29 protein-coding genes are annotated in these 25,911 nt (G+C 45.5%); 16 read left to right on the plus strand and 13 right to left on the minus strand.

The window, feature by feature from the left end; genetic code table 11:
* The first annotated feature begins 110 nt into the window (after positions 1-110).
* The 7 genes from QZ367_RS04360 to QZ367_RS04390 all read left to right on the plus strand — a co-directional run bounded on the left by QZ367_RS04360 (position 111) and on the right by QZ367_RS04390 (position 6,146).
* Complete coding sequence (locus tag QZ367_RS04360) at positions 111-362, plus strand: hypothetical protein (protein ID WP_291937914.1); 252 nt, start codon at positions 111-113, stop codon at positions 360-362.
* Between the two features lie 199 nt (positions 363-561).
* Positions 562-1,020 (plus strand): CidA/LrgA family protein, encoded by a 459-nt coding sequence (locus QZ367_RS04365; protein WP_291937916.1) that lies wholly within the window; start codon positions 562-564, stop codon positions 1,018-1,020.
* Complete coding sequence (locus tag QZ367_RS04370) at positions 1,017-1,709, plus strand: LrgB family protein (RefSeq protein WP_291937917.1); 693 nt, start codon at positions 1,017-1,019, stop codon at positions 1,707-1,709. Before QZ367_RS04365 ends, QZ367_RS04370 begins: the two co-directional genes overlap by 4 nt.
* Before the next feature lie 9 nt (positions 1,710-1,718).
* Positions 1,719-2,285, plus strand: a complete 567-nt coding sequence (locus QZ367_RS04375; protein ID WP_005873246.1) for an AAA family ATPase — start codon at positions 1,719-1,721, stop codon at positions 2,283-2,285.
* A gap of 263 nt (positions 2,286-2,548) precedes the next feature.
* Positions 2,549-3,904 carry a cytochrome C gene (locus tag QZ367_RS04380; protein ID WP_291937921.1) on the plus strand — a complete coding sequence of 452 codons (1,356 nt, stop codon included), beginning with the start codon at positions 2,549-2,551 and terminating at the stop codon, positions 3,902-3,904.
* 50 nt (positions 3,905-3,954) lie between these two features.
* Complete coding sequence (locus tag QZ367_RS04385; protein ID WP_291937923.1) at positions 3,955-5,013, plus strand: hypothetical protein; 1,059 nt, start codon at positions 3,955-3,957, stop codon at positions 5,011-5,013.
* 368 nt (positions 5,014-5,381) lie between these two features.
* The gene (locus QZ367_RS04390; RefSeq protein ID WP_291937925.1) at positions 5,382-6,146 is read left to right on the plus strand and encodes a hypothetical protein; all 765 of its coding nucleotides are present in this window, start codon (positions 5,382-5,384) and stop codon (positions 6,144-6,146) included.
* 297 nt (positions 6,147-6,443) lie between these two features.
* Here the strand turns inward: QZ367_RS04390 and folP are convergent, their stop codons facing one another.
* Genes folP through QZ367_RS04415 form a run of 5 tightly spaced genes read right to left on the minus strand, consistent with a single transcriptional unit; the run spans position 6,444 to position 10,408 of the window.
* Positions 6,444-7,586 carry a dihydropteroate synthase gene (gene folP / locus QZ367_RS04395; RefSeq protein WP_291937927.1) on the minus strand — a complete coding sequence of 381 codons (1,143 nt, stop codon included), beginning with the start codon at positions 7,584-7,586 and terminating at the stop codon, positions 6,444-6,446.
* Complete coding sequence (locus tag QZ367_RS04400) at positions 7,583-8,203, minus strand: DNA polymerase III subunit delta' (RefSeq protein ID WP_291937929.1); 621 nt, start codon at positions 8,201-8,203, stop codon at positions 7,583-7,585. The genes folP and QZ367_RS04400 overlap by 4 nt, the downstream gene beginning before the upstream one ends.
* A complete protein-coding gene (locus QZ367_RS04405; protein WP_005873254.1) occupies positions 8,200-8,733 on the minus strand; it encodes a HobA family DNA replication regulator in 534 nt (177 codons plus the stop codon). Before QZ367_RS04405 ends, QZ367_RS04400 begins: the two co-directional genes overlap by 4 nt.
* Complete coding sequence (locus QZ367_RS04410) at positions 8,733-9,938, minus strand: aspartate kinase (protein ID WP_291937932.1); 1,206 nt, start codon at positions 9,936-9,938, stop codon at positions 8,733-8,735. The genes QZ367_RS04405 and QZ367_RS04410 overlap by 1 nt, the downstream gene beginning before the upstream one ends.
* Positions 9,938-10,408, minus strand: a complete 471-nt coding sequence (locus QZ367_RS04415) for an RNA pyrophosphohydrolase (RefSeq protein ID WP_291937934.1) — start codon at positions 10,406-10,408, stop codon at positions 9,938-9,940. The genes QZ367_RS04410 and QZ367_RS04415 overlap by 1 nt, the downstream gene beginning before the upstream one ends.
* 136 nt (positions 10,409-10,544) lie before the next feature.
* Between QZ367_RS04415 and hemW the strand changes: the two genes are divergently transcribed.
* Genes hemW through QZ367_RS04445 form a run of 6 tightly spaced genes read left to right on the plus strand, consistent with a single transcriptional unit; the run spans position 10,545 to position 15,575 of the window.
* Positions 10,545-11,618: a radical SAM family heme chaperone HemW gene (hemW, locus tag QZ367_RS04420; RefSeq protein ID WP_291937935.1), complete on the plus strand. Its 1,074-nt coding sequence runs from the start codon at positions 10,545-10,547 to the stop codon at positions 11,616-11,618.
* A gap of 57 nt (positions 11,619-11,675) precedes the next feature.
* Complete coding sequence (gene tatB / locus QZ367_RS04425; protein ID WP_291937936.1) at positions 11,676-12,362, plus strand: Sec-independent protein translocase protein TatB; 687 nt, start codon at positions 11,676-11,678, stop codon at positions 12,360-12,362.
* A gap of 15 nt (positions 12,363-12,377) precedes the next feature.
* Entirely contained in the window at positions 12,378-13,133 is a 756-nt protein-coding gene (gene tatC / locus QZ367_RS04430; protein ID WP_291937938.1) for a twin-arginine translocase subunit TatC, read from the plus strand.
* A 1-nt stretch (position 13,134) separates the two neighbouring features.
* Positions 13,135-14,154: a tRNA preQ1(34) S-adenosylmethionine ribosyltransferase-isomerase QueA gene (queA, locus tag QZ367_RS04435; protein WP_291937940.1), complete on the plus strand. Its 1,020-nt coding sequence runs from the start codon at positions 13,135-13,137 to the stop codon at positions 14,152-14,154.
* Positions 14,155-14,204: 50 nt separating this feature from the next.
* Positions 14,205-15,188 carry a hypothetical protein gene (locus tag QZ367_RS04440; protein ID WP_291937942.1) on the plus strand — a complete coding sequence of 328 codons (984 nt, stop codon included), beginning with the start codon at positions 14,205-14,207 and terminating at the stop codon, positions 15,186-15,188.
* Positions 15,189-15,227: 39 nt separating this feature from the next.
* Positions 15,228-15,575: a hypothetical protein gene (locus QZ367_RS04445; protein ID WP_291937944.1), complete on the plus strand. Its 348-nt coding sequence runs from the start codon at positions 15,228-15,230 to the stop codon at positions 15,573-15,575.
* 703 nt (positions 15,576-16,278) lie between these two features.
* On the opposite strand, the gene QZ367_RS04450 is transcribed toward QZ367_RS04445, so the two are convergent.
* The 8 genes from QZ367_RS04450 to QZ367_RS04485 all read right to left on the minus strand — a co-directional run bounded on the left by QZ367_RS04450 (position 16,279) and on the right by QZ367_RS04485 (position 22,820).
* Positions 16,279-16,776, minus strand: coding sequence for a hypothetical protein (locus QZ367_RS04450; RefSeq protein WP_291937946.1), 498 nt, complete (start codon positions 16,774-16,776; stop codon positions 16,279-16,281).
* A gap of 100 nt (positions 16,777-16,876) precedes the next feature.
* A complete protein-coding gene (locus QZ367_RS04455) occupies positions 16,877-17,173 on the minus strand; it encodes a hypothetical protein (protein ID WP_291937948.1) in 297 nt (98 codons plus the stop codon).
* A gap of 124 nt (positions 17,174-17,297) precedes the next feature.
* Positions 17,298-17,558 (minus strand): 30S ribosomal protein S18, encoded by a 261-nt coding sequence (rpsR, locus tag QZ367_RS04460; protein ID WP_291937950.1) that lies wholly within the window; start codon positions 17,556-17,558, stop codon positions 17,298-17,300.
* 13 nt (positions 17,559-17,571) lie between these two features.
* Positions 17,572-18,174: a single-stranded DNA-binding protein gene (locus QZ367_RS04465; RefSeq protein WP_291937952.1), complete on the minus strand. Its 603-nt coding sequence runs from the start codon at positions 18,172-18,174 to the stop codon at positions 17,572-17,574.
* Positions 18,175-18,184: 10 nt separating this feature from the next.
* On the minus strand, positions 18,185-18,598 hold the full coding sequence (gene rpsF / locus QZ367_RS04470) for a 30S ribosomal protein S6 (protein WP_291937954.1): 414 nt from the start codon (positions 18,596-18,598) through the stop codon (positions 18,185-18,187).
* Between the two features lie 84 nt (positions 18,599-18,682).
* On the minus strand, positions 18,683-19,687 hold the full coding sequence (locus tag QZ367_RS04475; protein ID WP_291937956.1) for a DNA polymerase III subunit delta: 1,005 nt from the start codon (positions 19,685-19,687) through the stop codon (positions 18,683-18,685).
* The gene (locus tag QZ367_RS04480) at positions 19,687-21,609 is read right to left on the minus strand and encodes a ribonuclease R (protein WP_291937958.1); all 1,923 of its coding nucleotides are present in this window, start codon (positions 21,607-21,609) and stop codon (positions 19,687-19,689) included. Before QZ367_RS04480 ends, QZ367_RS04475 begins: the two co-directional genes overlap by 1 nt.
* Complete coding sequence (locus QZ367_RS04485) at positions 21,606-22,820, minus strand: hypothetical protein (RefSeq protein ID WP_291937960.1); 1,215 nt, start codon at positions 22,818-22,820, stop codon at positions 21,606-21,608. The genes QZ367_RS04480 and QZ367_RS04485 overlap by 4 nt, the downstream gene beginning before the upstream one ends.
* 466 nt (positions 22,821-23,286) lie before the next feature.
* Between QZ367_RS04485 and QZ367_RS04490 the strand changes: the two genes are divergently transcribed.
* The 3 genes from QZ367_RS04490 to QZ367_RS04500 all read left to right on the plus strand — a co-directional run bounded on the left by QZ367_RS04490 (position 23,287) and on the right by QZ367_RS04500 (position 25,819).
* The gene (locus QZ367_RS04490) at positions 23,287-24,318 is read left to right on the plus strand and encodes a hypothetical protein (RefSeq protein WP_291937962.1); all 1,032 of its coding nucleotides are present in this window, start codon (positions 23,287-23,289) and stop codon (positions 24,316-24,318) included.
* 288 nt (positions 24,319-24,606) lie between these two features.
* Positions 24,607-25,557, plus strand: a complete 951-nt coding sequence (locus QZ367_RS04495; RefSeq protein ID WP_291937964.1) for a hypothetical protein — start codon at positions 24,607-24,609, stop codon at positions 25,555-25,557.
* On the plus strand, positions 25,544-25,819 hold the full coding sequence (locus tag QZ367_RS04500; protein WP_291937966.1) for a hypothetical protein: 276 nt from the start codon (positions 25,544-25,546) through the stop codon (positions 25,817-25,819). Before QZ367_RS04495 ends, QZ367_RS04500 begins: the two co-directional genes overlap by 14 nt.
* Positions 25,820-25,911 lie beyond the last annotated feature (92 nt).

Below are 25,911 nucleotides of genomic sequence, written 5' to 3' on the forward strand. Positions count from 1 at the left end.
AAGACCGAGCGACGCAGGCTCGTTGATTGCGCCGAAACGCGTCGTCGGATTTAAGAAATTAAATTTTAAAGCCCTTTTGGCTAGTATCGCGCAAATTTAAAGGAGCGAAAATGCAAAGTTTCAAATGGCAAATTTCAAAGCGGCTCAAGCAGGCGATGCGCGAGCGAGATATCGATAATCTCGCGCTCGTGCGCCGCACGGACGAGCTGTATTCGCGCTCGCACCCGAGCCACGACGAGGACATACGCGCCGAAGTTTACACAGTTTTGGACGAATACGCGCCCAACGTCGATATTGAAATTTTTGATTTAGTCTGCAAGGCTCTCGGAGTTAAAATCGAGCTAGGCGAGACGCTTGATTAAGTAGTCGTAGCCGAATTTTATCCGTGCCGCAAGGCTAAATTTAGCGCTATGATAAATCGCAAAATTCTACCTAAAGCCTAGCTACAGAGCTTGCTTAAGTAAATTTTGCCGCAAAATTTCGCCCAAACCTAGCAAGATTAATATCTATTTTAACTGCAAAGTGCTAAATTTAGCCCTAAATTTTAATCCGAGGTAAACTTTGAACTACTTAATCCAATTTAGTGTGATTTTAGGAATATCTTTTGTTGCGGAGATTTTGGCGGCGCTCGTGCCTGTGCCGATCCCCGCTAGCATCTATGGGCTAGTCATTATGCTTTTAGCCCTGATCTTCAAACTCATCAAAGTATCACAGATCAGAGAAACCGTGTCATTTTTTATGCAGATTATGCCTGTGATCTTCATCCCTGCGGGCGCTGCGATCATCATCGCAGGCGACGCGCTACGCCAGCATCTTTTCGCAATCATCGCGATTACGGCAGTCTCTACGGTAGTAGTCATCGGTGCAAGTGGCGCGGTAACGCAAATTTTTTATAAAATTGCCCTCGCCCGCGTTAAGCGCAGGCTTTACGAAGCCGCGCACGAACAAGACGGCGTGAATACAAAGGGCGTGGATGCGAAGCTGGAGCGCGAAATTTTATCCGGAGACGACAAAAAATGAGAGAAATTTTAATGAACTCCGCTTTTTTCGGCGTATTTTTGTGCCTAGGCTCGTTTGAGCTGGGACTTTATCTAAAAAAGCGCTTTAAGCTAACTATTTTCAACCCGCTTCTAATCGGTATCGTGCTTACCGTCTGCGTGCTTTTACTCTTTAAAATTCCATACGAGAAATTTAACGCGAGCGCCTCGCACATTAGCTTTTTCTTAACGCCGATTACCGTCTGTCTAGCTGTGCCGCTATACGAGCAGCTGGCGCTTTTGCGAAGTAATTTTTTAGCTATTTTTGCAGGACTGATTTCGGGTATGATCGCAGGACTAGGCAGCATCTACGCGATGTCGGTGATATTTGGGCTAAATCACACAATGTATGTCACGCTACTACCGAAATCCGTCACGGCGCCAATCGGTATGGGTATCAGCGAAAGCTTAGGCGGCATCGTGACACTAACGGTAGCCTGCATCATCGCTACGGGCATCATCGGCAGTGTTTTTGGCGAGGCGTTACTTAAAATTTTTGGCATCAAAAAGGCGATGGCAAAAGGTATCGCCCTAGGCTGCGCGAGCCATGCGATGGGAACGGCGCGCGCTCTTGAGATCGGTGACATAGAGGGCGCAATGGCGTCTTTAGCGATGGCAGTTACGGGACTTCTTACCGTCATCGGTGCCGGTATTTTTGCACATTTCATTTAAGGAGAAAATATGATAATCTCGATCGCTAGACAAACGGGTGCAGGCGGACGCGAAACCGCGCGCAAACTAGCCGAGCGCTTAGGCTATACCTATCTAGCCAAGGCGGATCTGCTCCGCAAAGCAGACGAGCTTGGCTGCTTCGAGCAGATGTATGAGTTCTACAACGAAATGCCCGTAAATACGCTACTTCAGGCAATATCGCACAACGAGCTAGCCAATGAGCAAAAACGCGACCGCATCGTAGCAATCTACGAAAAGATCGTCTCGGGCGGCAACGTTATAGTGCTTGGGCGCTGCGCGGGATTTTTCTTGCGCGGACATCCAGATCTGCTGACGGTATTTTTACGCGCGAGTGATGAGTTTAAGCTTGCCAGATTAGAAAAAGAGGGCCATACCGACGCGCGAGAGTATATGGAAAACAGCGACGCGGGCAGGATGAGCTTTCATCAATACTACACCAACCAAGTATGGGGCGCGTCCGCAAACTACAATATCTGCATTGATACGTCATATTGCGGCATCGATAATGCGGTAAATATCATCGAGTATCTGGTCAAACATCACATTGAAAAGTGATTTGTGCCTAAGCGCACAAAAGTGGAATTTGTCTTTTAAAAGATAAAATTCCACTTCTTCTCGCAAACCCGCCCTATTTCTATCATAATTTAAAATTTACATCTCTTTCAGCTTGAATTCCATTTGTAAATAACGCATTTTAGGTGTATTATAAAGCCTCTCGTTCAATGCGACATTAAATTCTAAACCGCGCTTTATCGCCACAAAACAGTAAAATTTAGCTAAAATTTGACGAAATTTAAATCCAAATTTAAGGAGATAAAATGCAAAGCAGAGCCCATCTATGCCCAAAATGCGGCGAAAAGAGGATCTATTTCGACGGCATCTGCCACTCATGCAGCCAAAGGCAGAGGCGAGAGGAGATTTTAAACCTAAGCGCGGATGAAGTGGAGGAGATGATCCTAAAAATCGCGGACCGCATCGACGAAATCGAAAAATGGGAGGAGATTTACAACGATTTTTGGGCGCTTTTTAGCCTACTGGGTATTCACGATCCAAGGATCGCGCGAGCCGCTGCCGCGGCGGAGATCTACTACCCACCGGAGCTTTACTTCGGCGCGCCTAGGGACGTAAGAGACGCGCTCATAGCAAAACTAGACTCGCTACAAGATAACTCCAAAAACGCGCTAAATCACCTTCTGTGCTCGCTTGCGTGGCAGGGCGACGAAAAAACGACGGAGCTATTTTACGAGCTGTATAAAAACCCCAGGCCGTGGCGCAAAAAGCTCTACGTAGGCACGGAATTTTACGCGAAAATCGGCGGCTGGAGCTTTGATCGGATGGGCGAGCACAAATCGCTCGTCTTTAATAAATGCCTCGTAGCGGTGCGCGTAAGAGATGGCGCGGAGAAAAACGGCGGCTGCGCGATCGGGCGCGGAGATGAAAACGCAAACGAAATTTTAAATTTCAAAGGCGGTGCGGGCAGCGCAAATTCCGAACAAAACACGCAAAAAGACGTAGACGAAATTTCAAATTTACACGCGGGCGCACAGAGCGCGGGCGTAAATTTCAAAGCAGACGCGCAAAAAGACGCTAGCAGCGGTTTAAATTTAAGCGAAAATGCAAAGGATGCCCGCTGCGAAGACGCAAACCAAAATGCGGACGAGCCCGTACGTATCGGCAGGCCTACGGGGCAAAAGTGCGAGTTTTGCGGCTGCGAGATGCTCGATATGCTGCGTCTTAAGGCCGACGAGCCGCGGCTTGCGTTTCTGAATTTAAAGCGCAACGCGATCTTTCGTTGTTGCCCGACCTGTATCGGTTCGGTCGTTTATTTTTGCAAGAGAGGCGCGGACGGCGAGATAGAGCTAAGCTATAAGGGCGAAGGGTTTACGGAGAGTTATTTTTTGCAAGAGGACATGACGCGACTATGCGATATGAGATTTAAGATAGGCGGCGAGGTTTCGCCATTTTACGGCTGCTTTAGCGAGCTTGATACGACCGTGGGCGGCTATCCGCAGTGGGTGCAGGACGTCTCGTATCTGAGCTGCCCTAGTTGCGGCGGGACGATGAAGCATCTAGCGCAGATCCCATTCGGCGAGCTGGTGCAGGGCGAGGGGGTTATATACGTGCAGATCTGCGAGAAATGCAAGGTTTTGGGCGGTTGCTTTCAGTGTACGTGAGGCAAATTAATTAGCTATAATGCAAGTAAAATTTGATTTAAGGAGAAAAAATGGGGCTATTCGGTTTGAGTAAAAAGGCTAAGAAAGCGCAGGAGCCGAGCACGTTCGCGGGCAGAGTGGATAAATTTTGGGCGGAATTTAGCGGCGCGATAGACGAGATCAAGGCCGATCTGGCGGTGGAAGAGTTTGAAAAGGCAATGCAAAAGACCGATGAGAAGCTTCGTATCTGTCTTGCCGAGCCATATTTTATGACGGGGCTCGTGGGCGATAAGCTCGATCTGGTGCTAACTCCCGAGGGTATGAGACATCGCTTATTTTGGCTAAGCTTCATCAAAAACGCTATGCCAAAGCAGCTTGAGGACAGAATGCTCTGCACGCTCGGAAAGTCTCGCGCGCCGCGAGGTATCGGCGGGATCGAGATGTACGATACGCGCGTAAACGCCGAGGAGTCGATGATCTACGCGCAGTTTAACGAAAGCGACATGGATATCAAAATTTACAATGTAAATTTAGCCACTCTGCTCGCGCAGGACGAGGGCAAGGCTTATAACCTTAGCTTTATCCTACTTGACAATATGGTCGGCGAAACGGCGATCATAAATACCTTAGGCGAGCTTGAGGTGCTAGCCGAACCCGAAGAAAACGGCGTGCCGCTAAGCGAATTCGCCGATCTGGTCGATGAGAAATTCGGCGAAAAAGCCGCTCGCGAACCGCTAAAGAATTTTTTTAGCTACGAGATGGAGCCGCGCGGTAGCGAGGTGCGCGAGGACGTGATCGTAGGCACCACCTGCCTAACGAGCATCGTAAATCAGTACCTAAACGGCGAGCGCGACATCTATAACGAAGCTTTTGAGCTCGGCATCAAATTTTGCTTTCTTAGCATCGATAACGGCGGCGACGTGCAGGCAGGCTTTGATCTGCGAAATAAAATCGAGGACGAGGAGTTAGAGAGCTGCAGCTCGTTTTTGGAGATAATCGGCGGTGCTACGGGACAGAGGCACGCATATATCGATCTCATCTGCTATGACGAGGAAAGGCTGAAAGAAAAGGTAAGCGAGCTTTGCAAAAAATATAGCGCAAATATCCAAATCCACGACTTTAAGCGGTAGCGACTCTAGTTTTTACCGTTACCAAAATTTGCGACTTAAGCGGTAGCGGTCTCTATTTTTGCGGCAGATAAATTTAAAATTTTGCGCCATCGCGGAAAATAAATTTTAAAATTCTACGTCGCCGCGTAAAATAAATTTAAAATTTGCCGCGCCGCACGCTTTTCGTTCGGTTTTACCATTTCGCCGGCACGCGGTAAAATTGAGCGAGCCGTGGGCTTGCGATATAAATTTTGGCGATTTAGCAGTAAATTTTAGTAAAATTTGCGAGATTCACAGCGTAAATTTGCAGCGATAAAATTTTGCTTCGGTTTCAGTACAAAGCGCGCCGATTAGGAAGCTTTTGAAAGATAAAATTTTAGGGAACGAACATGAAAATTATCTCGAAATTTAAAGATAATTACGATTTTATGGTGTCAAAATACGGGCTTGACGAGACTTTGGTCTATGACCGCAGAAACTCTACTCCAGTCAGTGCGGACGAGCTATGGAGGCTTGACGAGGGCGATAAAAAGGTCTTTGAAAGGAAGCTTAGCGGGTACCGCTTTATCGGCGGTAAATTTATAAACTGGAGTAAAACGGACGTAAATAAGCTGCCGCGCCTGCTTCACTCCGTGATTTTCATCGGCAAAAATTTAATCCATATTTTCGCAACGCAAGGTAAAATTTACACAAGCCTAGAGTTTGACGAGACGGAGTTAAGAAGGCAGTATCAGAAGGACAGAACTTTGAGCTTTGGCGATGGATTTCGCGTCCATATCGTCTCGTGGCTAAGCAAGATGATCGGCAAGCAGGCTACGCGCGAGGAGATTCTGCAGCTCATGGCGCTAGAGGGCGACCGCAAAACAACACTAAAAAATATTGTTCGCGACGATAAAATTATAAGCAAAGATGAAATTTTGAGCGCCCCAATCGTATTTTTTAAGCTCACACAGAACATTCACACCGCGGCGATAAATCCACAGCTTAACGCGATGGGGTTTTATCTGGATGCCGACTTTGTCTGGCAAAGCCTAGTCGAGTTTTTATCCGCCAAAAAGGACGCCTCCGCTCCGGCAGGCACGATACCAAATGATATAAAAATTGCCAGCAAGGGCTTTGACGTAAAGCGCTCGTTTCGCCCAAAAATGAAATAATTCGGCTCGCGCAACAAATAATCCGTGCAATCGTCGCCAGAATTTATCCCTCTTTACTTCGCTGTTTTGACGCGCCTCATAAATCGAGCGAAATTTTATAAATTTTTATAAGTTTCGACGAGCAAGCGCACGAAAGCTTAGGCACAAAATAAAATGTGGATAAAATTCCGCAAAAGCTCTTTCGCAAAATTTTAAAAGAATTAAAATATTTCCTTGAGGAATTTTAGAATTCCGCATAAGGCAAATTTACAAAAATCTCGTTAAAAATATAGAATTTCGTGAAAATTCCGCAAAATTCTAAAATTTTACCGCAGCGGCGTCCATCGCGCGCATTAGCCGCAGCATTTGAACGTGTTCGAAAACGTCGTGCGTGCGGATGATCGCGGCGCCGTTTAAAGCGGCAACCTGGTGCAGGTACAGCGAGCCTGCGAGCCTATCCGCGACCGCAGAGGGGCTGTAAAAATCGATAACGCTCTTTCTGCTCGCGCCCACGAGCAGCGGGCAGCCGAAGTGCAAAAAATGCTGTAAATTTTTAATCAGCACCAAATTTTGCTCGGCGGTCTTGCCAAAGCCGATGCCCACGTCAAGAATGATCTTTTTAAGTCCCGCGCTTCGCAGCTGCTGCAGATTTTGCGCAAAAAACTCATCTATCTCGCCCATCAGATCGTCATATTTAGGCGCAAGCTGCATATTTTGCGGCTTTCCTTGCATGTGCATCAGCACGTAAGTAGCGTCGTAGCGAAGCGCAAGCGGTGCGAGAGCGAGGTTTGCGCTGATGTCGTTAATGATACTAAAGCCCCGATCTAGCGCAAATTCCAAACAATACTCATCGAAGCTATCGAGGCTAAATTTAGCCTTTTCATGCAGACGCAGGCGGTAAATTTCGCCCAGCACATCCTTTATGCGCGCAAACTCCTCATCCCTGCCGCAGTACTGGCTGCCCGGGCGCGAGCTCACGCCGCCGATGTCGATAATGGTGGCGCCTTGCTCGATCATATTTTCGATCTTGCAGATCGCCTCTTTTAGGTTTGCCGCGCGGCTTGCGGGGTTGAAGCTATCGGAGTTGATATTGACGACGCCCATTATTTCGCAGCTTTGCGGCTTGGCAAATTTCTCGCTTAGAAATTTCGCGAGCTCCTTTAGCCCGAAATCCTGCAGAGCTTCCTTTTGTGCCAAAGCCTCGATCTGGCGATCGTTTGCGATCAAAACCCCATCCGTATCGTCGCGCCCTAAGATCACCCCTTCGTTGCACGCAAGCTCGGCGCCGATACTAAGGGCATCTTGTTTTAAAATATTCGCCGCGGGCGCTCGCAGATCTTTTAGATAGAAAAAGTTTAGGCGCGATTTTTTCTGCATTATCGCCCGCCCCGCATTTCGTACGCCGATGCGCTCGCAAATCAGCGCGAAATCGGCTTCGTTTGAAATTTTATAAATTTTCATCTTTTCTCCTCGATCATCAACAGTAACGGAGTAAGCACGGCGTGGGCTTTGGCGTTGTGCTCGGCAAGGTAACTCAAGCGGTCAATCCGCTGCAACTCATCGCCGCTTAGACTGACGCCTGCTTCGAAGCACTCTAACGCGATCTCGCCGATGAGCGCTTTTAGCGCCGTCTTATCCAGCTCGCCCTTGCGCTCCAGCGCGATCTGCGCGTCGATAAACTCCACCGCCTCCTTTAGGCTTAGCCTGGCTAAATTCAGCCCGGTGCGGTATCTAGGCTTTCGCACGCAGAGGTTTTGCACGATCAGGCGCGAGCGGATAGTGGGCAGCAGGGCGTTGATGAAAGGGGTGATCAGGAAAAACACCGTATTTTTGGGCGGCTCCTCTAAAATTTTAAGCAGAGCGTTTTGCGCCTCCTCGCCGAATTTCGTAGCGGCGATGACGATAATCTTATCCTCGCGCTCGGCGACGTAGGCTTCGTCAATGATCTTTCGCGCCTCGTCGATCTTAAGCTCGACGCTTTCAAAAAACCTTAAATTTTTGCGCGGAATTTCGGCTAAAATTTTATCTTTAAAGCCCTCATAATCGCTCGTCAAAACGATCTGATTTATGATTTTCAAAGCACCACTTCGTCAAAAAGCACGGCGTCGATGCTTTTATCTAAAATTTTAAAAAGCTGAATCAGTTTGAGATCCAAGCTCGGATCGCTCTCGCTCATGTAGAAGCTGTTTTGTAGCCTCTCGTCGATGAGCCACAGATAGCTGTCCTCGTGGCTTTTGGCGATTTTAGCTAGCGGATGGTTGCCGTTGCCGATGTAAAAATATATAAAGCCGTTGGCAAACGCGAGGCTTAGCATATCGTTTAGCAACAGCGCGTCCTCCAGGCTATTTACTCCGCCGCGGTAGAGTGATCGCAGCGAAAAAAACGGTAGCAGCGGGCGGGAGTTGGTAGAGGAGTTGATCTTTTTGATGATGTATTCGCTAAACCAGCTTCGCTCATCGTCGCAGATGACGATGAAAGCAAAGCCGTCGTGGAGGAATTTTAGCTTTGATGCTAAAAGCGGCGTCCAGTCCTCCTTGCGATCCTCGAGCCACTCAAGTCCGGGCTCGGAGCGCATCGCCGTGACGCTCCAAGTGTGCAGATCCTGCATTATTTATCCAAATCGTAGGCTTTGTGCAGCGCGCGCACGGCAAGCTCGCCGTATTTAGCCTCTACGATCATCGAAATTTTAATCTCGCTCGTGGAGATCATCTGGATATTTATCCCTTCGTCCGCAAGCGTCTTAAACGCCTTGCTGGCTATGCCACTATGGCTTTTCATACCTACGCCGACTAAAGAAACCTTTACGATATCGGCATCCGATTCGATGATAGAATTCGGATTTGGATTTACCTCTTTCATTACCCTATAGGCCGTCTCTAGCTCGTTTTGCGGCACGGTAAAGCCCAAATTAGTCTCCCCATTTCGTCCGATATTTTGTACGATCATATCGACGTTGATCTCCTTGCTCGCGAGCGCGGAGAAAATTTCAGCCGCGACGCCGGGGCGATCCTCTACGTTTCTAATCGTAATTCTTGCTTGATTTTTATCCAGTGCAATGCCGCTAATTACCGCATCTTCCATCTTTTCTTCTCCTGTTATGAGTGTTCCTTCATGATCGTTAAAACTGCTTCGCGTCACCAAATTTACGTTTAATTTCTTCGCAAGCTCAACGCTTCGATTTTGCAAAACCTTCGCCCCCAAGCTCGCAAGCTCGAGCATCTCGTCGTAGCTGATGCGATCAAGCTTCTTAGCCTTTGGTTCGATGCGCGGATCGGTCGTATATACGCCGTCTACGTCGGTGTAAATTTCGCACAGATCGGCTTTCAGCGCTCCTGCGACGGCGACTGCGCTAAGATCGCTTCCGCCTCGCCCGAGCGTAGTTACTTCACCTGTGGTACTAATGCCCTGAAAGCCCGCGACGACGACGATTTTGCCCTGCTTTAGCGCCTCTTGCATGCTTTTTGGATCGATCGAGACGATGCGAGCTTTGGTGTGAAAATTATCCGTCACGATGCCCGCACCACGCCCGCTAAATGCGATCGCAGCATAGCCCTTGGCATTTAGCGCGATAGCTAAAAGTGCACTCGTGACGCGCTCGCCCGAGCTTAGCAGCACGTCCATCTCTCTGCCTACGGGAGTTTTAGTAAAAAATTCCGCCTGCTCGATGAGCTGATTGGTAACGCCGCTCATCGCAGATACGATTACCGCGACATCGTGTCCTTCGTTTTTAGTCTTTATCACGCGCTGCGCGACCGCCTCGATCCGCTCTAGCGTGCCGACGCTCGTACCGCCGTATTTTTGAACGATCAGCATTAAATGTAACCCTCCTCCTTAAAATATTTTAAAACCGTCGCGTAAATCGGCTTCTTGAAATGATTTACGTGCCTTAAAACCTCATTCGCGCCTACGAATTTAAATGCGTCGAACTCCGGAAGTTTAGTATTGATGTTCAGATCAGCCAAATTTCGCAATCGTACTAAAAAATACCTTTGAATTTGCCCGTCGTATGGGCGCATCTTTTGAGCTACCCCATCGGGAAAGTCATAGCTGAGCCACTTCGGGCACTCAGCGATGATATCGACTTTGCTTGTCCCGATCTCCTCACCGAGCTCTCTGCGGATAGCCATCGTAGGCGTCTCACCGTCGTCAATACCGCCTTGAGGAAACTGCCAAGCGCCTTTGATGTCGATTCGTTGCGCAATCAAAATTTCGCAGTTAAACGGATACGATGGCGAAAGCACGATTGCAGCGACATTTGGTCTGTAATTTTTCTCTTTTTCCATCTCGTTTTCTCACAAAAAATTTCTCAAAATTCTACCTAAAAATATTAAAATTTGCGTTAAGAGGCTTAAAATTTATATAAATTTTCAAATTAATTCGCTAAATTTTGTGACATAAATTTAGCCCATAGGACCGACCTTGCACATCTATATCCACGTGCCGTTTTGCACCTCCAAATGCCCGTATTGCGCCTTTGGCTCTTTTAGCGACAAATTTAGCCTCGTGCGCAAGTATTTTTCGGCACTGCGGCTTGAGGTGCGCGACTTTTTGGCGAAAAATCCACATGCGCAAATTTCGACGCTTTTTATCGGCGGAGGCACGCCAAGCGCCGTAGATGCGGGACTTTATGATGAAATTTTTGCGCTGCTTGCGCCGCATTTTGCCGCCAAAGCCGAAATCAGCTCGGAAGCTAACCCAAACTCCGCTAGCCCTGCTTGGCTTAGAGCGATGCGCGAGCTCGGCGTAAATCGCATCAGCTTCGGCGCACAGAGCTTCAACGATGCCAAGTTAAAATTCCTCGGTCGCGCGCACAGTGCGGCGCAGATTTTTCTCGCGGTGCAAAATGCCAAAGCAGCGGGCTTTGATAATATAAACTTAGACCTAATCTACGCGAGCAAATTTGACGATAAAAGGAATTTAAAATTTGAAATGGCTGAGCTTGCGCGCTGCGAAGTGCCGCACCTAAGCGCCTATGCGCTAAGCCTTGAAGAGGGTACGCCCTTTTTTGGGCGCGAAAGCTTTAAAAGAGAAAGCGCGACTCTAGCTAAATTTCTCTTTGCTCTTGCGGCGGATAGCGGCTTTAGCCAATATGAAATTTCAAATTTTGCCGCGCGCAGACTGCGCTGTAAGCACAATCTCGCCTACTGGCGCGGCGAGGATTACGCTGGATTTGGGGCATTTGCGGTCGGAACTAGCGGACAGGTGCGCCTTAGCTCGCCTAAAAATTTGCGAGATTACATCGCAGACCCGCTGCAAAAACAGCGCGAAGCTCTAAGCGCGCAGGATAAAAAGCTCGAGCGCATATTTCTCGGGCTGCGCTGCGTTTTGGGGTTTGAGGCGCAAATTTTAGACGCTGCAGAGCTAAGCAACGCGCAGCTGCTCGTGCGCGAAAAAAAGCTGAAATTCGGCGAAGATAAATTTTATAATCCCAACTTTTTGCTCGCCGACGAGATCGCGCTTTTTATTACGCAAAGTAGCCGCTGCGGGCGCTAAATTTAAGATTAATGAAATTTTAGTTAAAATACGCCACTTTTTACGTTAGGAAATTTTATGTTTGGTATCAGTATGCCTGAAATTACGGTCATTTTAATCATCGCGATAATCGTGCTAGGGCCCGAGAAGCTTCCAAAAGTGCTGGTCGAGCTCGCGAAATACTTCAAAGTCATCAAAAAAACCATCAACGACGCAAAATCGAGCTTCGATCAGGAGCTTCGCATCGCCGAGCTCAAAGAGGACGCCAAAAAATATAAAGAGAGTATCACGCAAGCAAGCGAGGGTGTGCGCAAAAAGCTCACGTTTGAGGAGCTCGACGAGATAAAAGGCGGCATAGACTCGGTCAAAGAGACGCTAAATGCGGGGTTAAAAAATATAGAAGGCTCCACGCTAAATTCCGCGGAAGTCTCGGCACAAAAACAGAATGAGACGGCAAATTTAAAGGCAAATTCGGGCAGCGAAAATTCCGCGCAAAGCTCTGCCCGCGCCGCAAACTCTACGCAAGACTCCGCCGGTAGCGCAACAAATTCTAGCGCCGGAGACAAAGGCAAAAATTCTAGCATCGAAAACGAAAGCAAGAATTCCATGCCGAGCGCGAGCGGCGGCGCGGAAAATAGCGCACAAAATTCAAACGCAAGCGGCGAAGCGAAAAACGGCGCGCAAAATTTGAACGCAAATTTAAACGGCGATGCGCAAAATTCTATGCAAAATTCCGCGCAAAATAACGATACGCAAAAATCATAATGAGAGAGAAATTTAATGTTTGAAGAGCTAAAACCCCATCTAGCCGAGCTTCGCAAGCGCCTAGTTATCTGCGTTCTGTCCGTCATCGTCCTTTTCATCGCGTGCTTCGGCTTTTGGGAAGATATTTTAGGCTTTATGACCCGTCCGCTAGTGCGCGTACTTCCCAAAGGCAGCGAGATCATCTTTACCCAGCTTGGCGAAACGTTTTTTACTGCGATGAAGGTATCGTTTTTCACCTCGCTACTTCTAGCAATGCCGATAATTTTCTGGCAGGTGTGGCTTTTCGTAGCGCCTGGGCTTTACGACAACGAGAAAAAATACGTCATCCCCTTCGTTAGCGGCGCGAGCATTATGTTCTTTTTAGGCGCAGCGTTTTGCTATTTTTTCGTAATCCCCGTCGCGTTTAATTTCTTGGTAAATTTTGGCGCCAAGCAATTTACTGCGATGCCTACGATCGGCGAATATGTAGGCTTTTTCGCTAAGCTCGTCGTCGCATTTGGCATCAGCTTCGAGCTTCCTGTAGTAACCTTTTTCCTCGCTAAGATCGGGCTTGTAACAAATAAAAGCCTGAGCGATTTTTTTCGCTACGCAATCGTCATTATTTTCATCTTTGCAGCGGTGATGACGCCGCCGGACGTGCTTAGTCAGTTTATGCTCGCAACTCCGCTAATTGCGCTTTATCTGCTTTCGATCTTTATCGCCAAAATGATAAATCCGTATAAGCTTGAGGATGACGAAAGCGAAAATTCCACGGACGTAGCGCAGGCGTGAGATGGCGGATCTAAATTTAGTTGGCAGCTACGATTACGAGCTTCCTAGCGAGCTCATCGCAAGCGCGCCCGTGATGCCCAAACAAAGCGCGCGCCTGCTGATCTATGACCGCGCTAAAGAGCAGATTACTCACGCGCACTTCGGCGATCTGGCGGACGCCCTGCCGCCCTGCGATATTATTTTCAACGACACGCGGGTAATCAAGGCGCGCCTCTTCGGTCATAAAAACAGCGGCGGCAAGATTGAGCTTCTGCTAAACTCGCCGCTTGAGGGCAATAAATTTAATGCCTATATTCGCGGCAGCGTCAAAGTAGGCAGCGAATTAAAATTTCAAAGCGGTCTTGAAGCACGTGTTTGCGAGCTAATGGAGGGCGGGCTTCGCATCGTGCAGTTTGAGCAGGGCGGCAAAGCTTTAAACACCCACGATGTTTTTGAAATTTGCGAACGTATCGGCCATGTGCCGCTGCCGCCGTATATCAAGCGCGCCGATACTAAGCAGGATGAGAGCTGGTATCAAAGCATCTTCGCGCGCGAGCAAGGCGCCGTCGCCGCACCCACCGCGAGCCTTCATTTTAACGATGCGATGCTAAACGACCTGCGCAAAAGACACGAAATTTATTTTATCACGCTACACGTAGGCGCGGGTACCTTCAAGCCCGTGGAAGTAGCGGATCTGCGCGATCACAAGATGCACGGCGAGCTCTACTCTATCCCGCCGCAGACCGCGCAAATTCTAAAAAGCGAGCGAAAAATTTTAGGCGTGGGTACGACGGTGACGAGAACGATCGAAAATTTTGCACGTAACGGGCAAAGCAGCGGAATCTGCGAGCTATTTTTACACCCGGGCAACCCGCCGATAAGACAAAATTTTTTGCTTACAAATTTTCACCTGCCCAAATCCACGCTGATAATGCTCGTAGCAAGCTTCATCGGGCTTGAGCGCACGCTTGAGCTCTACCGCATCGCAGTGGAGCAAAGATACCGCTTCTACTCCTATGGCGATGGGATGCTTGTGCTATGAAAGCCGTGGTTTTAGGCACGCTAGCAATATTGGCTGCGATGGCAGGCTTTGTGGCAAGAAAACTTTTTGCTAAAAAGCCCGCTGCAAGCGGCAAAATTTTCTCCGCTGCGCCTAAAGCCAAAGAAAGCGATTCCGTCGTGCCCAGACGCGAGGATATCGCGCAGATCGATATTTTAAAAATTTTAAAATTCCAAAGCGAAATTTTATTTGAGGAGTGCACGAAATACGACAGCACGCTCTATCTTAGCTTCCCGCCGCAGCTGCCGCGTATCTACGGCGGCGAGGTGCTAAATCTCACTAGCGCGGTCTTTGATACGTGCGAGTTTTTCCTACAAAATATCGCTGAACCAATCCGTGTAAGCGTGGAATTTAGTAGCAAGGAACTTAGAGCAAATATGAGCTCTATCAAGCTCGACGTTCGCGTAGGCATCGATCGCGAGCTAAAGGATCCGCGCACCTATGCGCTTAAAGGTGCGCTAGAAAGCGCTGCTAGCACGGATGATGAGTATCTTACTTCGGCGCAGACCCATTTGCGTGCACTCGGTTCGCATCCGAGTATTGGAGCCGACGGGCGCGGAACCTTTATCAAAATGGATGCTGTGCTTAGCTGCTTCGCGCAGCAAAGTTTTAGCGCCAAAAAATACGACTACAACGTCATCATCACGCATAAAAACCGCGCGATCTTTGAGGAGCTGCGAGATTTTTTAAGCGGGCTTGGTTGCGACGTGATGCCAAACTCCAACTGGGAAAGCGCGAAGAGACATCTAAACGACTTCATCTACGTGGCCGACGTCGTCATCCTCGACGCCGAGATCCTGCGCGCAAATATAAGCGAGATAAACTACCTCAACGCGCTGGAAAAAGACGGGGTATTTTTCATATTTTTGCTTAAAAATAAACACTCGCTCAAGGTGCTGGAGGGGCTAAATTTCAAATTTTTTAAGCTCGAGATGCCATATTTCTACGACGAATTTTACGCCACGCTTGATCTCATCGAAAAGATCAAAAACGATGAGAATTTCTTAGGGCTGTAGCGAACAGGCGGCGATAAATTTAAAACCGAAGAGATTGAAGTGCTATATTTCGACCTAGATTGGATCAAGGGCAATATAAAAGATAGCGAATATGCCTTAAGACGGCGGCGGTACGAGGCGTATTTGGCAGGGGTACATAAAAATATGTATACGCTAGAAAGAATTTTTGCGGGCATAAGCTTCAACGATGTGCTATTGCTACCCAAAAAACAAATCAATGAAAAATTGCATTTAAAATTTTACATCGGAGATTTGCAAAATGGATATTATGAACTAAAATGCGTTATGAGCTCGGATCAAAGATGCGATGCGGCGCCCGGCGAAATAATAACGAGCGAGATATTGAAAATGGCAATTACCGCTTCTCTTTCATCCTTGCCTGTCTGAAGGAATACGCCGTTAATTTCTCCAGGATAGATAGCCTTAAATTTAACGCGATTTCGCAAAGAAAATATAGCCGCGAGTTTAAGAAATTGAAACTTTTATAGTAAATCCAAACCTTGGTTTTTACGTATAGAATTTCATCCGTTAAAGATTGCCGCCTCGGTATTTATCTCATTTACAATCCAAAATTAAAAATATTAGCTAGCGAAGTTTTGGGAGGTATGGATTTTGATTTAGGCACGAGCTTTTTGACAAACGATGCGAGCTTCGGAGGTATAAGAATTTTAGTTTTTCGTGACGTAGAATGTGCTGCGTGACTCTAGGTCAAAGAGTAGCAATGCGAGATAAAATTTTGCTCGCTCGAGTGCTGAGGCATTATGCTTTTAGAAAAGGCACAAAGTAACGTAAATTTCGCTGCGCTTGTAGTTGAAATCCGCTAAATTTAAGCCAGAATCATTCGGCGGAGGCACCATTCGCCAAACCCTATAAGGCAAAATCTCTAAATTTAAGTTCTGGACGTCATATGCAAGCAGATTTCCTTCTGCCCTTAAAGCATTCAAATCATATTAAAATTTGAGCTTCCAAACGAACCTAAAGAAATTTTGACAATCACTACGTTGCATTTAAAAGCGCGCTCGATAAGAGATATAAAAAAACTAGCAAATTTTAAAATTTAGCCAGACAAACTTTGTTCGCGATTTAAATTTTATCTTCTACCCTCTTTTTTAGCCTTGACGGCTTCATAAAGCTCATCGATCGAGGTCGCGGACGAGCCAGAGTATTTCTGCGCCGCTTGCATAGTTTTTTTGCCCCATTTACCGTCGATCGTCACGCCGTAGCCGCTAAACATCAAACTTCGCTGGATATAATAGACTTTATCTTGCTGCGTCATATTTTGTTGCTTCTGCACTTCGCGCTCGGCGTCTTTTGCCTGCTCACTTTCATATACGGAAGCACCCGCTAAATACCCTAGAACTAAACCTCCCACAATTGGTACGACAGACGCAATAAATCTATTATTTACGCTAGAAGTCAAGCCTTCTAAAAATGCCTTTGCAATGCAAAACACTATAAAACCAGGAATAAAAGCGAGAACAGCATTGAAGCCACCACCTATCACGTATACGAGCATACAGACTAAAATAATAGCTACAAGCCCCTCACCCAAACCGCTACCGACGAGGAAGGCTAGGAAAAAATTCATAATTTATCCTTGAAATTTAAACGACATAATTTTCCGATTTTCAATTTAACCGAAAATTATGAAATTTAATCACCGATTAGACAACAAAATATAAGCAAGGCTATTCTACGTGCTTCATGGTCCTATGAAATTGCGGGCTATGATCTTTTGCTGCCACATAAGCACAGATGATGCCTAGCACGCCGATAACCAAAACTATAATTGATGCAGTATTATGACCTTTAGCAAAAGCCGCTCCAAAGAAAAGCCAAAGTATAGAAAAAAAGAGTGTTCCTATCCACGACCTGCGATAAGATATCTCCGCCTGACATCCGCTACATACGACCGCTCCGTATTTGATGTCGTCTTTACCACAAAATGGGCACATTAAATGATCCGGATGTTCATTCTCTGCCATAATTTCTCCTTTGAAAAAATATGGGTGGAATTATATATATATATATATATATAAGAGCGGGCTTAAATTTTAAAATTTAGAGTTTAAAATAGGGGGAATTTTAGCGGCTCTACACCGCTAAAATTTAAAGATTTTCGAATGGATTTGTGACCACGTCTTTGCGATCTACGATGTAAGGTATAAGGGCTGCTTGGCGCGCGCGCTTGATAGCCTTTTCTACCATCTCTTGGTATTTTTTGCTGGTGCCGGTTAAGCGGCGCGGCATAATCTTAAAGCGCTCGCTTAGGCAGTGCTTTAGCAGTGCCGTGTCCTTATAATCGATAAATTCGATCTTTGCTTCCGTAAATTTGCAATACTTCCTAGTATATTTTCTCTTATCTGCCATGATTTTTCCTTAATTAAAATGGGATCGTGTCGTTGCCGTCATCGTATTTATCGGCATCGACGTCGACTTCCGGAATCGTGCTTTCGTAACTCTGCTCTTTTTGTTTAGGTGCATTATAATCGTTTTTTGCGCCTCTTGAATTTGAGTTTTGTCTATTAGCATAGCTATTTCCGCCGCCGTAATTACCGCCGCCGCCATAGCTAGAATTTCCGCCGCCATAGCCGCCGGAGCTTCCGCCATAATTGCCGCCCTCGTAATTGCTGCCTTGGTTATAGCCGCCGCTTCCACCTTGATTGCTTCCTAGCATCTCCATAGTATCTACGCTGATGGAGTGCTTGCTTCGGTTCTGTCCGTTTTGATCCTGCCACTGATCTAGCTTTAAGCGGCCTTCGATCAAAATTTTACTGCCTTTTCGCAAGTATTGGTTTGCGATCTCGGCCGTACGACCGAAAAAATCTATGTCTATAAAGCACGTTTCTTCGCGTTTCTCGCCGTTTGAGCTATTATATCTGCGTGTGACGGCGATGCCGGTTTTGCCTACGGCGGTACCCGTTTGCAGATATCTAAGCTCGATATCTCGGGTTAAATTACCTACCAAAACTACTTTATTGAACATATTTTATCCTTTATTCGCCCTCTTTGGCTGCTTCTTCAGGCTCTTTTGGCTCTACCGATGCTTTTGGCTCGCGCTCTTTTTTTGCAGGGCTTAGCTTGATACCTTTGCTTAGTTTATCCCAAGCGGAAATTTCACGCTTAGTCTCATATTTGACGGTCAAAAACCTAATGATATCTTCGGTGATGCGCAGATTTCTAACAAGTTCGGAGATCAAGCTCGGTTCGGCTTTAAAATAGATTACGAAATAAACTCCGCGCTCATATTTGTCGATCTTATAGGCAAGCTTTCTAGCGCCCATTTCGATCACGGAAGCGATCTCTCCGCCGTTTTTGGTTATGATTTCTTTGACGAAATCGACTTTTGTTTTAACTTCATCGTCGGTAAGCGTGGGCTTAACGATGAATAAAACCTCGTAGTTTCTCATAAATTCTCCTTATGGATTTTAGCTCGCAAACAGCGTCTGCGGGCAAGGATTTTGCAAAAAATGCGAAGAGATATTACTAAAATTTCACTTAATATTTGCTTTTTGTCCTAGCGAACTTAGCAGCATGCGCTGCAACCTCAAAAACGACGCAAGTAAAAGTTCATCTTTCGCCGCGTTCTTTTCGCTTTTGAGTTCAAATTCCAAATCGTTTAAGTGAGCGAAAATTTGATAAAACGTCCGCGTAGAAAAGCTGGTGGCGTAGCGCTGCATCTGTGCGGCCACGGAAGGGGGCGGCTGATAGCCTAAAACCGCCTTAAAATCAAATCTGCCGTTTATTTTCACGTAAGCATGCAGCCGAAAAATTCTATAAATCAGGCGGTAGAAATAATTTATCAGCTCCATCTCGTTGTATCCGCCGCCCAGAGCCATTTTATAAAAATCTACGCGAAAATCGCAAAGGCTGAAAATTTTATCAAAAAGCTCGTCGTAGCTCACCTCGCTAAGGCCATAAACCATTAAATTTACGTTTTGCAGGCTAAGCTCAAGCCCCAGACTTGCAAATTTTTCTATCTCGCTTGCGCTCAGACTCAGGCTTTCGTTGTGGATGGCGTAGATCCTGCTAAGCGCGGCGGTGTTTGCAAAAAGCCCGCACATCTCGCATTTTTGCGCAAGCAGCGCTATGGCTTCATTCACGCCTGAGGGTTTGAAAAACCTCACTTCGTTTCGTTCAAATTCCTTGATAAAATCCGCGCTTACAGAAATTTCGCTATCGTTTAGCTCGTAGATCAGGTGGTTGTTTGCGTCCGCCTTGCACAGCGCGATGAGCCTTCGTAGCTCCTCTTTCTTGATGAGCGAGGCGGTTTTGATGTGAAGCGTGTTACTACCGCCGAAAAGCGAAGGCTCCAAGAAGCTTCGCGCCTGCTCAAAATCATACTCTAAAAAATACAAACTCAAAAAATTATCGGCTGCGTAAATTTGCTTCAATCGCTGCGCGTAAAGCTCGTTTGAAAAATCGTCTCCGCCGCGCAAAAGCACGAAATTCGGCACCCTGCCGCTTGCGATAAGCCCGTCAAATTCTTTTCTATACATCAGATCTTCTTTACCACCCTGCCTAAGATCACTCCGCTAGCGATGTTTGCGTCCGTAAGCTCCACCAGCACGGGCGTTAGAATGTCGCCGGCGAAATTTGAAACTAAAATTTTAGCTCCCTTTAGCTTGTCGTCTAGCTTTGCGGTGACGGAATTTCCGTTTTCGTCGATGTAGCAGCGGAATTTTTTGCCTAAATTTTCCGCGGCCCAGCGCGCAAATTTTCGGTCCATAAAATCAAACGCGACCTTGTCCGCCTCGCGCTCTAGCTCGTTTAGCCGCGCGCACGTCGCGTCGATGTTTAAAAGCAGGTAATTATAAAATTTCTCATCCCCCCTCATCTGCGCCTTTAGCAAGCGGTGCAAAATGAGATCGGAATAGCGCCTAATCGGGCTTGTGAAGTGCGTGTAGTTATCAAATCCGAGCCCGAAATGCCCGCGCGATTCGGATCCGTACTCGGCGCGCTTTTGAGCCTTGATGATGAGCTTATCGACCTCCTCGCGGATCCCCATGGCATCAGCTTGCGCTTGGATTTCGCCGATCATCTTAGCAAGGTTGCTCTGATACGGCGCGTCGATACCGAACAGCGCCAGATCGTCAAGCAGAGCGTAAATTTTTTTAAGCTCCGCTGAGCCATGATTTCTAAAAACGCCTCGCTCGATGCGCGCCGCAGCGGCTTTATTGGCTAGCAGCATACAATCCTCGATGAGCTTATGCGACGGGGTGTCGGTCTCAAAGCGAGTGGAGCTTATAAAACCGCGCTCATCAAGCGTGATGCGAAGCTCCTTGGTGCGGAAATCAAATCCGCGCTTCAGCCTCGCGCGGCGCAGTCGCTCGCAAATTTCATTAAGCGGCAAGAGCCAGCTTAAAATTTCAGGCTCACACGCCTTGCGGGTGCGTAAAATTTCATCGACCTCGTCGTAATTATAGCGACGTTTTGATCTTATAATCGCTTCGAAAAGCTCCTGCTTTTGCGGGTTTAAATTTTCATCCAAAGCGATTTTAAAAACAAAGGCTAGTCTCGGAAGATTCGGCATCAGCGAGCAGATGTTTTCGCTAAGCTCGCGCGGCAGCATCGGCACGGATCTGTGCGGAAAATATATCGAAAAGCCGCGAAATTTCGCCTCCTTATCGATCGGCGAGTATTCGCTTACGTATTCGCTCACGTCGGCGATCGCGACGTAAAGCGTGCGCTCTTTTACGTCAAAATAGATCGCGTCGTCGAAGTCCTTGGCGTCGATGGGATCGATGGTGCAAAAGGGCAGATGCTGCAAATCCACGCGCTGCGGATACAGCGCCTCGTCCACTTCGCTGCCGAAGCTCGCGGCTTGCTGCTTGCACGCTTCGTTAAATTCGTCGTTTTTATCGTAGATCGCTAAAGAAATTTTCTCATCGACGAAGGGATCGGATAAGTTTCCGATCACCTCGGTGATCTCGTTCGTTAAATTATCGATCTTTAAAAGGGTGTTTGCGGGCAGCTGCTTTAGCGATTTTTGCGTGGCTTTGAGCGGATTTGCGAGGCCGGTTTTGACGTTCACGCCTAAAATTTCGCGCCCGAAGCTTTTGGTATAAACCACGCTAGTTAAAAATGCGGGCTTGACGCACATCAGCACCTTTGCGTGCAGGCGGGACTTTCTTGAGCTTAAAATTTTTGCTAGGATCAGATCGCCCAGATGCACGCCGCTTAAATATCTGTTTTCGATGATGAGATCTGCCTTGAAGCGGTCGTCGAAGCTCTGCAGATAGCCCGTGCCGTCGCGCGCGATGTCGAGCCTGCCGAAAACATAGCCGTCGTTTAGGTAGAGCTTGCCCTTGTGCGCGCTGATAGCGCTGATATTTAAGAGGTTACGCACGAGCTCCTTTTGCTCGCCGCTAAGATCCTTTTCAAATACGCCCGAGTTAAAGGCGCGCAGGAACTCTTTCATATCGAAATTTCGCCTTTCGCCTCTAAAAACGCTTCCTGTTCGAAGCCGAACTCGACTAGTAAATTTAAAGCGTTGTCGATGCTAAGCTCGTCGAAGTGATGGTAGATATTGACCGCGGTTTTGGCGATCTTTAGCATTGCATAGCGGGATTTGTTCTCAAAAGGCGCGTCGTCGAGAGCATTTGAATACAGCGCGTCCTGCGCGATCTGCTCTAGCCCGAAATGCGCAAATAGCGCGTGCGAGACACTCTCGCGGTTCGTGCCGCAAAATTTCATCTCCACATCGGTAAAATCCTGCGGAAAGATCGAGCCCTTGATGGCGTGGTAAAATTCCTCCGCCTTGCCCGCCGCACACACCTGCTCGTCGATAAAAACCCGTCCAAACTCCACTAAAATCACGCTTGAGAGGATGCTTTGCTCTATCTGCGGGTAGGATTTGATCCACGAAAACATAAGCAGATTTCGCAGCAGCGAGACCTGCGTGAGCTTTTCGCGATCGATGCGATACGCCTGCAGGCTCGGCCTTAGCATCTCGTCAAATACGGCGAATAGAAAAAACGCCCGCATCTGCTCGCGCCCATAAAGCTCAAAAGCTCGCTGTAAATTTAGCGTCTTTAATGCCGCGGTGCCCTGCTCTTGCCCTCGCTCCTGCGCTCTGCCCCATTCTTGTTCCTGTTTTTGCTGCTGCGCTTGCCCCTGCTCCTGCTCTCGTTCTTGCTGTTGCGTTTGTGCGGCTTGCGTAGAGATGCTCGAACCTAGCGCGCAATCAGCTCTCGCAGCGGCGTGCTGATTTTGCCGCTGCGTATCGCTCGCTGCTTGCGAGGGGTTAAATTTAAAATTCTCGTCGCTGCAGTTCGCGTCGTTTGCGTCATTTGGGCGATTAAATTTAAGACTATCGGCCCGCCCCGCTAAACTTGCGTCCTCTTGCTCACTCGCAGCGTCTTGCAAGCCGCATCCTATGGGCTCCGTGCTTTGGAGATCGTACCGCTCATCTGTAGCGGCGAAATTTTGCCTCGCGAGCCCTTCGGCGCTAAATTTAGACAAACCGCAAAAGGCTAAATCTAAAATTTTATCCGCAAGAGAGGCGTTTTTTGAAATTTGCAAAGCGAGCTCGGCACCTGAAGCATCCGCGTCAAACGATGCTAAAATTTTTAAAATTTCATCGCTAAAGCCCGCGAGCGCGCCTATTTTTTGGGTTATAAATTTATTCATTTTAAAAAGCCGTTCAATATAAATTTCGTACAATCATATCAAATTTTAACTCAAATTGCAAAGCAAAACGCCGCCGTTGCGTCTAAATTCCGCTTCAGCTCGCGAGGCTTTTAAGCGCTTTTTTTTATGCCAAAAATCGCGGATCAACCCGCCCGTTTGTCGCGGCGATAAAAACAAAATTTCAAACGCCGTTTTATAAAATTTTAATCCCCTTTCGTATAGAATGCATCGAAATTCCGTTTATAAAGAGCCCAATTAAAACAGAAGCTTAAAGAGCTAAAAAGACTTAAAAACCGAAAATAATTTTAAGATACTCAAGCTAGTTTTTAAAATTTCATATAAATTTAAGCAGATGAATTTATATGAAATTTAATGACGAGCTAAGATATAGAGCAATAAAATATTGCTACTAAAGAAGCTTTTTGGGCTTTACAAATTTGCATATGTATTTTTATAAGGGTTAGATATGCGCAGTATAGTATTTCTTTTCATAATACCCGCTTTTTTTACCATAAGCTTTTTTGTCGCCCTAATCGCCCCTAAAGGCAAACGCAAGCTACTTTGGCTTTTTGTTTGGTTTTTGGTTTTCTTTAGCGACTTTATCCTACTTCGAGTTGTTATGGCTTATTATGATTTTAAATATGCCAAGATAAGTGTCTACGAAAAGCCCGCCATACACGCTTACTATGCAGGAGAAAGAGAAATAGTCAAATGGAATAGAAGCGGTTTTCCTTTGATAGATCCAACCAATTGGCTAAATTTCCCTGCAAGTACGACCGATGCGAATTTCATATCTTTGATAAACGGCTACGTAAATTTTATAGACTACAAAGAAAAAAGCGAGAATCCTATTACAAACGGTAAATACTTTAGAATTTATCTGGATGACTATACCGCAAAAGAGTGCTTTTTATCAGCCAAGTTAAGCACAAGTGGCTTTTTAAAGAGTATCCCGATAACATATGAAGAATTAAATATATTTTTTAATCAACTGCAACCAAATCATGAAAGTGATGATAAGATAATCAGAGAGATAAAATCGTTACTTGATGACAGAAACGCCTCGATGATAGATATAAAACCGTCTAAAATATTAAGCTACATAAAATACAATATGAAAGATCTCAAGCAAATTTACAAAGACAAATGCGTAGCTCGCAAAGAAATCAATGAAGATGAGATAGCGCCTATCGAGCTCGTAGCGGAAGATCTATATTATCTCTTAGAACTAAAGCCCGACATAAAACCTAATGTATTGACAGATATGTTATATATTGATTTTAACTACGGTGCCGTGATCAAAGATAGATATACCGGTAAAATTCTAGCAGATAACGTATATATGAGCATTGGATACCAAGGGATAGCGGGTGAAATCATAAGGGCATATGGCGGCAATCCCGGGAGTACAGATTTTTGCGATAGTGGCAGGGAGAAGTATTTGGATATATGTAATCAAAAGATGATAGAAGAATTCTTCAGAAAGGATAGAAAATGAGAAAGTTTGAGGCGCTAAAAACATATGCAGAGCTAGCATGGGCGGGGTATAGGGGATTGAACAATTAACAAGCTGTGGTATAAAAAAGACTGCCATGGATTTTGGATTTAACCGAGGGCAATTCAGATCAAACAGATCCAAATATCAAATTTGCAAATTTAAATTTACTTGTTGCTTGAATTCAAAAGCAATAGCAAGTTTAAATTTGTGAATTCATAAAATTCAGTATCAAACGATACTGACCGAGTTTAAATTCGCAAGTTAAACTTTGAATTTGAAAGGAAAAATATGAAAAAATTATTTAAAATTTTATTTATAATCTTTATTTTGTGTCTTATTATTTCATTTACTTATCAACTTTATAAAGACGACAAAAGGCATACTGCCGAGTTAGAAGCTATGTTTGACAAATACGATAAAGTAAAATATTTGGAAAACAAGATAGATTTTAAAACAGCAACCGAGCATGAAAAAATTAATTTTTATATAAAAGATTTTCTACAAAAAATTCACTATTTAGACAATTATCCAGCAAAAGATATAAAAAAGATGAAAAATATCCATAGAGATATAAATGACTTTGCTGAAATAAGATTTTATTTTTGCAATGGAGACAAATACCCTGATGACAAATGCGAATTTTTCAAGCTTGATAAAAGATTAAATTTAGAATATTTACTAAATTTAGGTTCTAAAATTTGTAATGCCGACACGCCTATGCAAAACGCACAAGAGATAATTGATAATGATGAAATTTTAAAAATAGAACCTTTTTATCCATTCAATGAAAAATACATTATTGATGAAAATGGTAAATTTTTGGAAAATTTAGTTTATATTGGCGAAAATAAGCATATACTTTTTTCAGATTTTGTATTTATAAATAAAAAAGTCTTAAAATATCACGATACAAAAAACGACATAGTCATTGTATCAAATATTATGTTTTCTTGGCTTTTAGCAAATGTTATTGTCAATAAAGAAATATCAGAATTTTGCGTTACCCATAATCTACTGACAACTAACAAAAAAAGATTTTTTGAAAAAACATATGGGAGAGAATATTATTTTAAATATATTCCTACTAATAGACCTACGCTCCAAAATATCGTTTTTAATGATTTTTCATATAATGGCGATTACTATTATAATGCGATTTTAGAGCAATACCAAACTTTAAAAAACAACAATTTCAATAAAAATCTAAATTTACAAGGAGGCGGCAATGCCAAAAATTGACTTAAACAGTGACGGAGTAAAAACAATATCAAGAAAAAACGGTAAAACATACTTCGACCTAGATAATAACAAATTCGCAGAAAATACCTCTTGGATAGATAAAAATGACGGAATTTTAATCAATAAAACTTTAATCACAAATAGCATAACAAACGGAAGCGAACTATTTGGAAATCATACTTTACTAAGAGATGGAAGCTTAGCTAATAACGGCTTTGAGGCCCTAAAAGAATTTGCAAATTTAAATTTACTTGTTGCTTGAATTTAAAAGCAATAGCGAGTTTAAATTTGTAAATTCATAAAATTCAGTATCAAACGATACTGACCGAGATTGAATTTACTAGGAAATTTTAT

It is taken from the genome of Campylobacter sp., assembly GCF_019423325.1.
In the GTDB taxonomy this organism is placed as follows: Bacteria; Campylobacterota; Campylobacteria; order Campylobacterales; family Campylobacteraceae; genus Campylobacter_B.

Excerpts from the sequence above, each read along its gene's own strand:
- QZ367_RS04360 (WP_291937914.1), top strand. The coding sequence starts at position 111 with ATGCAAAGTTTCAAATGGCAAATTTCAAAGCGGCTCAAGCAGGCGATG.
- QZ367_RS04370 (WP_291937917.1), top strand. The coding sequence starts at position 1,017 with ATGAGAGAAATTTTAATGAACTCCGCTTTTTTCGGCGTATTTTTGTGC.
- QZ367_RS04375 (WP_005873246.1), top strand. The coding sequence starts at position 1,719 with ATGATAATCTCGATCGCTAGACAAACGGGTGCAGGCGGACGCGAAACC.
- QZ367_RS04380 (WP_291937921.1), top strand. The coding sequence starts at position 2,549 with ATGCAAAGCAGAGCCCATCTATGCCCAAAATGCGGCGAAAAGAGGATC.
- QZ367_RS04385 (WP_291937923.1), top strand. The coding sequence starts at position 3,955 with ATGGGGCTATTCGGTTTGAGTAAAAAGGCTAAGAAAGCGCAGGAGCCG.
- QZ367_RS04390 (WP_291937925.1), top strand. The coding sequence starts at position 5,382 with ATGAAAATTATCTCGAAATTTAAAGATAATTACGATTTTATGGTGTCA.
- folP (WP_291937927.1), bottom strand. The coding sequence starts at position 7,586 with ATGAAAATTTATAAAATTTCAAACGAAGCCGATTTCGCGCTGATTTGC.
- QZ367_RS04405 (WP_005873254.1), bottom strand. The coding sequence starts at position 8,733 with ATGCAGGATCTGCACACTTGGAGCGTCACGGCGATGCGCTCCGAGCCC.
- QZ367_RS04410 (WP_291937932.1), bottom strand. The coding sequence starts at position 9,938 with ATGCTGATCGTTCAAAAATACGGCGGTACGAGCGTCGGCACGCTAGAG.
- QZ367_RS04415 (WP_291937934.1), bottom strand. The coding sequence starts at position 10,408 with ATGGAAAAAGAGAAAAATTACAGACCAAATGTCGCTGCAATCGTGCTT.
- tatB (WP_291937936.1), top strand. The coding sequence starts at position 11,676 with ATGTTTGGTATCAGTATGCCTGAAATTACGGTCATTTTAATCATCGCG.
- tatC (WP_291937938.1), top strand. The coding sequence starts at position 12,378 with ATGTTTGAAGAGCTAAAACCCCATCTAGCCGAGCTTCGCAAGCGCCTA.
- queA (WP_291937940.1), top strand. The coding sequence starts at position 13,135 with ATGGCGGATCTAAATTTAGTTGGCAGCTACGATTACGAGCTTCCTAGC.
- QZ367_RS04450 (WP_291937946.1), bottom strand. The coding sequence starts at position 16,776 with ATGAATTTTTTCCTAGCCTTCCTCGTCGGTAGCGGTTTGGGTGAGGGG.
- QZ367_RS04455 (WP_291937948.1), bottom strand. The coding sequence starts at position 17,173 with ATGGCAGAGAATGAACATCCGGATCATTTAATGTGCCCATTTTGTGGT.
- rpsR (WP_291937950.1), bottom strand. The coding sequence starts at position 17,558 with ATGGCAGATAAGAGAAAATATACTAGGAAGTATTGCAAATTTACGGAA.
- QZ367_RS04465 (WP_291937952.1), bottom strand. The coding sequence starts at position 18,174 with ATGTTCAATAAAGTAGTTTTGGTAGGTAATTTAACCCGAGATATCGAG.
- rpsF (WP_291937954.1), bottom strand. The coding sequence starts at position 18,598 with ATGAGAAACTACGAGGTTTTATTCATCGTTAAGCCCACGCTTACCGAC.
- QZ367_RS04475 (WP_291937956.1), bottom strand. The coding sequence starts at position 19,687 with ATGTATAGAAAAGAATTTGACGGGCTTATCGCAAGCGGCAGGGTGCCG.
- QZ367_RS04480 (WP_291937958.1), bottom strand. The coding sequence starts at position 21,609 with ATGAAAGAGTTCCTGCGCGCCTTTAACTCGGGCGTATTTGAAAAGGAT.
- QZ367_RS04485 (WP_291937960.1), bottom strand. The coding sequence starts at position 22,820 with ATGAATAAATTTATAACCCAAAAAATAGGCGCGCTCGCGGGCTTTAGC.
- QZ367_RS04490 (WP_291937962.1), top strand. The coding sequence starts at position 23,287 with ATGCGCAGTATAGTATTTCTTTTCATAATACCCGCTTTTTTTACCATA.
- QZ367_RS04495 (WP_291937964.1), top strand. The coding sequence starts at position 24,607 with ATGAAAAAATTATTTAAAATTTTATTTATAATCTTTATTTTGTGTCTT.
- QZ367_RS04500 (WP_291937966.1), top strand. The coding sequence starts at position 25,544 with ATGCCAAAAATTGACTTAAACAGTGACGGAGTAAAAACAATATCAAGA.